Source organism: Chryseobacterium elymi, assembly GCF_003385495.1.
Taxonomy (GTDB): Bacteria; Bacteroidota; Bacteroidia; order Flavobacteriales; family Weeksellaceae; genus Chryseobacterium; species Chryseobacterium elymi.
The window spans coordinates 243,205-249,303 of record NZ_QNUH01000007.1 but is presented as its reverse complement, the minus strand read 5'-3'; the positions used below and the strand labels follow the sequence as shown (position 1 = coordinate 249,303).

Annotated in this window: 5 protein-coding genes; all 5 read left to right on the top strand. The window is 31.6% G+C overall.

Features of this window, described 5'->3' with window-relative positions; all coding sequences use genetic code 11:
* Positions 1-2,071 (top strand): zincin-like metallopeptidase toxin domain-containing protein (locus tag DRF60_RS10835; RefSeq protein ID WP_133297249.1); only part of this gene is annotated, 2,071 nt, incomplete at its 5' end.
* A gap of 6 nt (positions 2,072-2,077) precedes the next feature.
* Entirely contained in the window at positions 2,078-2,395 is a 318-nt protein-coding gene (locus DRF60_RS10830; protein WP_116012071.1) for a hypothetical protein, read from the top strand.
* A 157-nt stretch (positions 2,396-2,552) separates the two neighbouring features.
* Positions 2,553-2,753, top strand: a complete 201-nt coding sequence (locus DRF60_RS10825; protein WP_116012070.1) for a helix-turn-helix domain-containing protein — start codon at positions 2,553-2,555, stop codon at positions 2,751-2,753.
* A gap of 4 nt (positions 2,754-2,757) precedes the next feature.
* On the top strand, positions 2,758-4,830 hold the full coding sequence (locus DRF60_RS10820) for an HsdM family class I SAM-dependent methyltransferase (RefSeq protein ID WP_116012069.1): 2,073 nt from the start codon (positions 2,758-2,760) through the stop codon (positions 4,828-4,830).
* Complete coding sequence (locus DRF60_RS10815; RefSeq protein WP_116012068.1) at positions 4,827-6,095, top strand: restriction endonuclease subunit S; 1,269 nt, start codon at positions 4,827-4,829, stop codon at positions 6,093-6,095. Before DRF60_RS10820 ends, DRF60_RS10815 begins: the two co-directional genes overlap by 4 nt.
* Positions 6,096-6,099 lie beyond the last annotated feature (4 nt).

Below are 6,099 nucleotides of genomic sequence, written 5' to 3'. Positions count from 1 at the left end.
CGATAAAATCCCCGAAACTAAAGAAACAGATCGCATAAAATATACTTTCATACTATGTAAGAGTGGTGTTGAAGTGTTTGATAGATACGAAAAAGAGGGTGTAGAAGAGAAACAATTTAAAGTTTTCTATGAAGAAGATGACCCTAAAAAAAGCAACTTTTTTGGTACTGCCTGTCGGGTAAAAATGGGAAAAGATGCCAAAAACTTCTTTAACAGAATTTATAGTAATAATCAAAATATCACGTATGTAACTCCAACAGAATCAATAACAATAAGTGGGTTTGACAATCTTGTTAGAGAGCTTGCAGATGATAAAAAGATAAACGAAACTCTTTTAAAGGGTGCAATCTATCTGGAAATTGCTGAACAAAGTAAACTAAATGAAGTCTATAAAAAGGTATTCTCATTAAACAATCAGTTGGCAGACTGGATGAGAGGAGGCATAGAAACCATTGAGAAATGGAAGTTTACAGAGGAAAATTACGATTACATCAAATATTATGTAAACCCGATGTACAGCACTTATCAAAATAAAATAGGAACAATTGGTTTTTCAAAAAGGGAAGTGAAATATAAACCGATTATTCCTGTTCCCATTGCTGCTCAAGAATATAAGACCATGCAAAACGCTTCTGAAGTTGCAGCATCAGGATTTAGCAGGTTTAAAGAGTTTGCAAATTATTTTGAAGAAGTTTCTTTGGCAATAGTCACAACCGTAGTAAAGGCAACACCTACTATTACGGATGATATTTTCTTTGCTGTTGTTTTCTATTTAAAAAATTTCATTGAAGATAATATCCCTGAAAGTATAAAAAATGTCTATAACAAGCTCAAAGTTTTTTTTAATGAAATATTGGAAGTTTTTTCAGGTATTGGTGCAATTATCGTGGAGAAAGTCAATCGAGAAGTTGCAAAAATTAACGCTTTTTTATGTGGTCTGCTCAATGGCTTAATTTCTTTAGCACAAACCGTTATTATGCTGTTAGCAATGGTTACGGATAAAATTCCGTTTTTGGAGATGGAAAAAATGAGTCCGTTAGAGTTGGCAAAACATCAAGAGAAATTAGAATTCATAGAAGATTTTGTAGATTTATTTACCAAAAATTCTAAAGAATTTCTTGCAGGTATTAAAAGCCTGTTCAGTGAAGGTAAGATATGGAAAGAACTATCAAAAGTTATTGATGTACTAAAAAAGAAGTTTTCTTCAATAAAAGATTATAATGAGTATTTTTGGGCATACTTCATTGGTGCTGTTGCATTTGAACTTATCTTAGATGCTATTATTGCATATTTTACAGGAGGAAGCTCTTTAGTGGCAGACCTGTCAGCTAAAATCAGCAGAATAACAGCTAAAGCAGAAGAGTTAGGAGCGAAGGGAATACAGCTCTCTAAAAATTTAGGTGGGAAAATTGCTAATTCTGCACAAGACTTTTACAAATGGTTGGAGAAAGAGTTTCTTGAAATGCTGGAAGCTATAAAAAGTGGTAAAGTTGCGGAATGGATTAGAAAGAAAATTGAGGCTATATTTGGAAGTGGTAATAGAATTCATGATGAAGTAGTTGAGGATATTGAAGAGCTTTTCAGAAAAATTGATGATAGTTTTGGATTAGATGGAGGAAGATTGTTAACTTTAAAAGAGTTGAAAAAGCTCCGAAAGTTGCTAAAGGAATTATATGATGTAGATTTGAAAATTGTAGATAAGGACTTTGGGATGAAACAAAAACTTAAAGATTGGAATGCAAGAGGTGTAGTAGGTTCTTTCAATCCAAGACTTAAAACTATGTTTTTACGTTCAGAAGTTTCAGAATTGACGGTTTTTCATGAAATGGTTCATATGAAAACTTGGAAAAGGCTATCCCCTGAAGAGTATGCAAAATTACCTCTTTGGGAAGATGAAACAATGGTCTGGGATGCTATCTGGAAAACAAAAGAAAAATGGACTAAAAGAGAGTTAGTTGATTCTTATGAATACTTAAACGATAAGATTAGAATACCAATGGGACAACCAAAGTTAGTAATTGAAGAAATGGATGAATTGGTAAAATTAAGAAAATTAGGAATATTAAAATAAATTGATATGAAGCATACAAAAGAACAAATTGAGAAAATTGCTAAAGAGGTTTTAGATAAAACAAATTTTACATATGATACCAAAGAAAAAATGATTGTTCGTGAAAATGAAGATTTTTATCTGGATGGAGAAAAAATTAATTCTTGGAATGTATCTGTATTTTTTGGAGAAGAAGATTGGGGAAAAAATCAACTAGCTGGACTTGTAATTAATGACGAGAATGGTCATCCTGTTTATTTACAACATAGTTTTAATAGTTTTATTTATTATAAAATTCATGATAATGGAAATATTTCAACAGAAGTAAGGCAGGGTAGTAAATAATTAAAAAATGTCAAGAATATTTCGAAGGTCTAACTAATTCTATTTAAAAGAAATTTATTGATTTTATAGATTTTTTAGTCAAATAATACTTATTATAAAATTTTGGCTATCGCCACTTTTAAGTTACATTTGTGTATTCAAATGTAACTTTTTATTTATGGAAATAAATATTGCAAAATTGCTTAGAGAAGCTCGTGAGAAGCATAATCTTACACAAGAACAACTCGCTCAAAAAGTAGGAAAAAAGAGAAGTTATATTTCAAGAATTGAAAGTGAAGAAGGTAATAATATAAAAATCAAAACCCTTGCTGAAATTGTTGAAAAGGGATTTGGTGGAAATATTAAAATTGAATTTTAATTATATGAGTGTAAATATTTTACAATACGAATCCGATATTTGGAAAACAGCGGATTATCTTAGAGGAGCAGGAGTTAAGGAAAGTGATTTTCCCAAATACATGATGCCATTTTTTGCCCTACTTATGGTAGAGAGTAGACTAATAAGAGAAGCAGGAAGACTTGAAAATGAACTTAGTAGAGAAGATATAGATGATTTTGTAGAGGTTTTTCAATTAGAAGGTTTAGGTTATAACGATTATGTTATCAGGCAAAATAAGACACTAAAATCTATTAGCCAAAATGACAAAAATTTTAATTTAGATTTCCAATTATATTTGCGAGCCTTTGATGGTGAAACCAAAAGTTTGTTAGGTGTAGAGCGTGGTACGGAAGAGGAGAAGTACCTGGATATTTCAGGTGTAAGTAGTCTACTCAACAAAAAACGTATTTTGTTTGATTATGTAAAAACTTGGAGTGAGATTGATTTAACGCCTTTTAGTAATTCCGAGATTACAACACTTGAGGAGCATATCAAAAGAAAATGGGCAGATATATCTGCGGAAACTGCCGGAGAACAATATACGCCTGATGATATTATTTCTTTAATTTCTGATATTATTGTTTCTAAAATAGAGGATAACGGGAAGTTTCTGACAATTTATGATCCAACCTGTGGAGGTGGAAACTTGCTTTTTGGAGTAGAAGATAGAATTAGAGAAACCTTCAGGAATAGACCTACTGCAACTTTTGGAGAAGACTGGAATGATGCTCTATACGCTTTAGCAAAAATTGAAAGTCGATTTAGAATAGATTCTACCATTAGGCACGGTAATACACTTACGGAGATTAAATTTATTGAAAAACGTTTTGATGTTGTAGTCGCCAATCCTCCTTATGGTGTGGATTGGAAGGGTTATCAAAAAGATATTCAGAATGATAAAACTGAGCGTTTTATTGATTTACCATCTATTTCGGATGGGCAGTTTCTGTTTACCCAACATATTTTGTATCAGTTGGCAGATGATGGTATTTCTATTGTGGTACATAATGGCTCTACACTTTTTAGTGGAGATGCCGGAAGCGGTGAAAGTAATATTCGGAAATACTTCTTTGACCAAGATTGGGTAGAAGGCATTATCCAAATGCCTACTGATGAGTTTTTCAATACGGGAATTTATACTTATTTGTGGATTTTCAATAAAAATAAACCCGCAGAACGGAAAGATAAAGTTATTCTTATCAATGCCAGTGAGCTTTATGAACCCCTGAAAAAAAGTAGAGGTAAAAAACGTAAGCAGATGAATTTTGAAAATAGAAAAGATATTGTTACAATATTTACTGATTTTTCTAACAATAATTTTGCAAAAGTTTTTGACAAATGGGAATTTTATTACAATAAGCAATCAATAATGCTAACTAACGTTGATGAAAATGGAAAGTCAATAGAAATGCCATTAAAAATCAATCGTTCAGGAGAAACGGTAGAAGAAAAATCTATTAAATTGAATCCGGTAAACATACAGTGGTTGGCAGATGATGAAACGCAAAGTTGGACGGAATTTGAAATTTCTGAATTCAACAAGCAAAATTACAATTCACTGGAACAGTATTTTGAAAATGAAGTGAAACCGTTATTGTCTGGTATTGATTATAAGGAAGGTGGATTAAAAGTTCATGCTAATGATGTAATTTACTACTTTGATAACGATAAGGAAACCATAATAGAAAACAGAAATGGAAGCCTGTCAGAGCTGGGTTGCGGAAAAATAATGATAAAGCCAGTACTTAAAAAAGCAACTAAAACCAAAGATGCGGTTATCAGTATTTCATTAGAACTAACAAAAGATTTACAGAAAGATTATGAAATAATTTCTTATGACCCTGATGAAAACGAAAACCAAAAAGGAATAGATACATTTATGGCAAAATATGTAACCAAACCTTTTGAATATATAGATAATGTAGTGGGAGTTGAAATTAACTTCAATAAAGTTTTTTACCAGCCGGAACAATTACGGGAGCTTATAGAGATAACCCAAGATTTAAAAATGCTAGAAGATGAATTGGTAGATCTTGAAAAGGATTTGGGAATATGAAGAGATATGGTAAATATAAAGACAGTGGTATAAGTTGGTTGGAAGAAATTCCTGAAAACTGGGAGATAAAAAGAGTGAAGGATGCTATTGTAAAAATAGGTAGTGGAGTTACTCCTAAGGGAGGAAGTGAGGTTTATGTTAATTCAGGAATACCACTATTAAGAAGTCAAAACGTATATGATGATGGTTTAAGAATTGATAACGTTTCCTACATAGATGAAACGACTTATAACAAAATGAAAAGTTCACAATTGAAGCCCAATGATATTTTGATAAATATTACTGGAGCATCAATAGGCAGAACTTGTATAGTTCCTCAATCTATTCCTAAAGCAAACATTAATCAACATATCATTTTTTTAAGATTAAATATAAAATTAGTGCCTTTTATTGCAGCGTATTTCAAAACGAATGCTGTAAAGGAGTATATCAATCTAATTCAGGCTGGAACTTCAAAGGAAGCTTTGAATATGGGACAAACGTTGAATATCCCAATATTAATTCCACCCATCACAGAACAAAATCAAATTGCTGAATACCTCAATATCAAAACCCAAACGATTGAAAAAAAAATAAAACTTTTAGAACAAAAAATACAATATTACAGAGAGCTACGAAAAAGCACTATCAACAAAGCGGTAACTAAAGGTTTGGATGATAAAGTTGAACTGAAAGAAAGCGGAATAAATTATATTAATCATATTCCTTCTCATTGGAAAACTGAAAGAATCAAAGATATTTTCAATATAGGTAGAGGACGAGTTATTGGTCAATCAGAACTAATCGAAAATGGGAAATATCCTGTTTACTCATCACAAACCGAAAATGATGGTTGTTTAGGATATATAGAAACATACGATTTTGAAGGGGATTTATTAACATGGACAACAGATGGAGTAAATGCAGGTACAGTATTTAGAAGAAGGGGTAAATTTAATTGTACGAATGTATGTGGTACTTTAAAACCTAAAAGAAGAAATGTAAATTTAAATTATACGGTGTATGCTTTGCAGGAAAGTGCCACTCACAATAAGAGAATTGATACGAATGGTGCAAAAATAATGAATAATGAAATGGGAGTAATTCATATTGCATTTCCTCCTCTTTCAGAGCAAGCCAAGATTGCTCAATATTTAGATGAGAGAACCACTACAATAGACAGAATAGTAAAAAATATTGAAACACAGATTACTACACTCAAAGAACTTCGCAAAACACTTATTAATGATGTGGTGACCGGAAAAGTAAAAGTAATAAACGATTAGACCA

What these genes read in the sequence shown, in the direction of transcription:
- DRF60_RS10830 (WP_116012071.1), top strand. Translation starts at nt 2,078, where the DNA reads ATGAAGCATACAAAAGAACAAATTGAGAAAATTGCTAAAGAGGTTTTA.
- DRF60_RS10825 (WP_116012070.1), top strand. Translation starts at nt 2,553, where the DNA reads ATGGAAATAAATATTGCAAAATTGCTTAGAGAAGCTCGTGAGAAGCAT.
- DRF60_RS10820 (WP_116012069.1), top strand. Translation starts at nt 2,758, where the DNA reads ATGAGTGTAAATATTTTACAATACGAATCCGATATTTGGAAAACAGCG.
- DRF60_RS10815 (WP_116012068.1), top strand. Translation starts at nt 4,827, where the DNA reads ATGAAGAGATATGGTAAATATAAAGACAGTGGTATAAGTTGGTTGGAA.